The organism is Novosphingobium aerophilum (assembly GCF_014230305.1).
Lineage (GTDB): Bacteria > Pseudomonadota > Alphaproteobacteria > Sphingomonadales > Sphingomonadaceae > Novosphingobium > Novosphingobium aerophilum.
In genome coordinates this window covers 1-2584 of record NZ_JACLAU010000094.1, presented here as the reverse complement: position 1 = coordinate 2584, position 2584 = coordinate 1, and the positions used below count along the sequence as shown (strand labels likewise).

Annotated in this window: 2 protein-coding genes; both read left to right on the top strand. The window is 66.4% G+C overall.

Going from position 1 to position 2584, the window contains the following annotated elements:
* The first annotated feature begins 185 nt into the window (after positions 1-185).
* Positions 186-1712, top strand: a complete 1527-nt coding sequence (gene istA / locus H7F49_RS19125) for an IS21 family transposase (protein WP_185685140.1) — start codon at positions 186-188, stop codon at positions 1710-1712.
* Between the two features lie 12 nt (positions 1713-1724).
* On the top strand, positions 1725-2465 hold the full coding sequence (gene istB, locus H7F49_RS19120) for an IS21-like element helper ATPase IstB (protein WP_185685139.1): 741 nt from the start codon (positions 1725-1727) through the stop codon (positions 2463-2465).
* The last annotated feature ends 119 nt before the right edge of the window (positions 2466-2584 follow it).

Here is a 2584-nt window from a genome sequence, read left to right as displayed (position 1 = left end):
GTGCGAATTCCGGGGTGAAGCCGCCCCCCATTCCGAGGAATTCCCGCCCGGGATTCCGAACTGATCCCGCCCACCGTTCCGATTAATTCCCGCCCACCCTGGATGGGGTGATGGGCCTGATCGTTGGAGCCATTCTTTCGGCTGACAAGCAGCCGGAGGAATGGATGCCGACGAGGAGGGCGAAGATGCGCGGATTGCGCGAGGTGATGCGGATGTACCGGGAGGGAGGCCTTCCGGTTCGGGAGATTGCGCGCTTTACGGGCGTGGCGCGTTCGACGGCGCGGGACATGATCAGCCGCTTCGAGCGGTCCGGGCTTCCCTGGCCGGTGCCGCCCGAGATCAGCGACGCGGAGCTCGAAGGGCGAATGTACGGAAACGCCGGCGTGAAGCCCGGCCGGCGCAAACAGCCGGAGCCGGACTGGTCGGTGGTGGCGCGCGAGCTGAAGCGCAAGCATGTGACGTTGCAGGTGCTCTGGGAGGAGTACATCGCCGAGCACCCGGACGGCTATCGCTACAGCCGCTGGTGCGAGCTGTTCCGGCGGTGGGAAGGCCGGCTGCCGCTGGTGATGCGGCAAAGCCACGGCGGCGGCGAAAAGCTGTTCGTCGACTATGCCGGCGACACGGTGCCGGTGGTGGTCGATCGCCGGACCGGCGAAATCCGCGATGCCCATCTCTTCGTGGCGGTGATGGGCGGCTCGAGCCTGTCGTTCGCACTGGCGACCTGGACCGAGCAGATGCCCGACTGGATCGATGCGCACAACGCCGCCTTCGCCTTCTTCGGCGGGGCGCCGCAGCTGCTGGTTCCCGACAACGCCAAGGTGGCAGTGATCAAGGCCTGCCACTTCGACCCCATGGTCAACCGCAGCTACTCCGACATGGCGCGCCACTACGGCACGGCAGTGCTGCCGGCGCGGCCGAGGAGGCCCAGGGACAAGGCCAAGGTCGAGGCCTGCGTCGGCATCGTCGAGCGCTGGCTGCTGGGGCGCTTGCGCAACCGGATCTTCTACAGCCTGGCCGAGGTGAATGCGGCGATCGCCGAATGCATGGCCGATCTCAACGACAAACGGGTGCTGCGCCAGTTCGGCAAGACCCGCCGCCAACTGTTCGAAGAGATCGACGCGCCGAACCTGAAGCCGCTGCCGGCACAGCCCTGGGTCCATGCCGAGTGGCGGCGGTGTCGGGTCGGGCTCGACTATCACATTGCCATCGAACGCCACCATTACTCGGTGCCCCACCGCTTCGCCCGCCGCGAGGTCGAAGCGCGGGTGACGGCCCGCACCGTCGAGATCTTCCTGGGCTCCGAGCGGATCGCCGTCCACATGCGCGGCAGCGGCAACGGGCGCCACACGACGATCCCCGAGCATATGCCGTCGAGCCATCGCCGCTACGGCGAATGGACGCCGGCGAAGATCCGCGAGGAAGCCGGGCGTATCGGGCCGATGTGCTCGCTGCTGGTCGAGAAGATCATCGCGAACCGGCCGCATCCTGAGCAGGGCTACCGCTCGTGCCTGGGGATCATCGGCCTCGCCAAGCGCTTTGGGCCCGAGCGGCTCGAGGCCGCCGCGCTGCGTGCGCTGGAGATCCAGGCCCGCAATTACCCGTCGGTCAAGTCGATCCTCGAAAAGGGGCTCGACAAGGTGCCCGTGCCGAAATCCCCGGAGCACGAGCCGATCCTCCACACCAACATCCGGGGCTCGGGATATTATCACTGAAAGGAAGCAAGAATGCTCAAACACCCCACGCTCGACCTGCTCGGTCAGCTCGGCCTCGTCGGCATGGCCAAGGCCTTTGCCGAACTTGCCGCCAACGACGAGGCCGCCAGCCTCGGTCACCCCGAATGGCTCGCGCTGCTGCTCGACCATGAAGCGACCTACCGCAACGACCGGCGTCTGGCGCTTCGTCTGCGCCATGCCCGGCTACGCCATCATGCCGTTCCCGAGGATATCGATTACCGCACGGCGCGCGGGCTCGATCGCCGGTTGTTCGACATGATCCTCAAGGGCGACTGGATCGCTGCCTGCGAGAATCTGGCGATCATCGGCCCGACCGGGATCGGCAAGAGCTGGCTCGCCTGCGCCATCGGGTACAAGGCCTGCCGCGACAATCGCTCGGTGCTCTACACTCGCCTGCCGCGGCTGATCGACGAGCTGGCGCTGGCCAAGGGCGATGGCCGGATCGCCGCGCGCATGAAAAGCCTCGCCCGCGTCGACCTCCTGATCCTCGACGACTGGGGGCTCGAACCACTGGATGGCAATGCGCGGCACCACCTGCTCGAAATCCTCGAGGACCGCTACGGCCGACGCTCCACGCTGGTCACCAGTCAACTTCCCGTGGCCCGCTGGTATCAGGTGATCAACGATCCCACTTACGCCGACGCCATACTCGACCGCCTCGTCCACAACGCCCACAGGCTCGAACTCGACGGCGAATCCATGCGCAGGCCGGTCACCAACGCCGCCGCTTGACCACCAACGAAATCCCAGTGAAATACGCTCCGCGATCTGGCTCTCACCTGGGCGGCATCAAATCGGAATGGTGGGCGCGATCAGATCGGAATAGGTGGGCGGCATCGTCGGAATCCGCA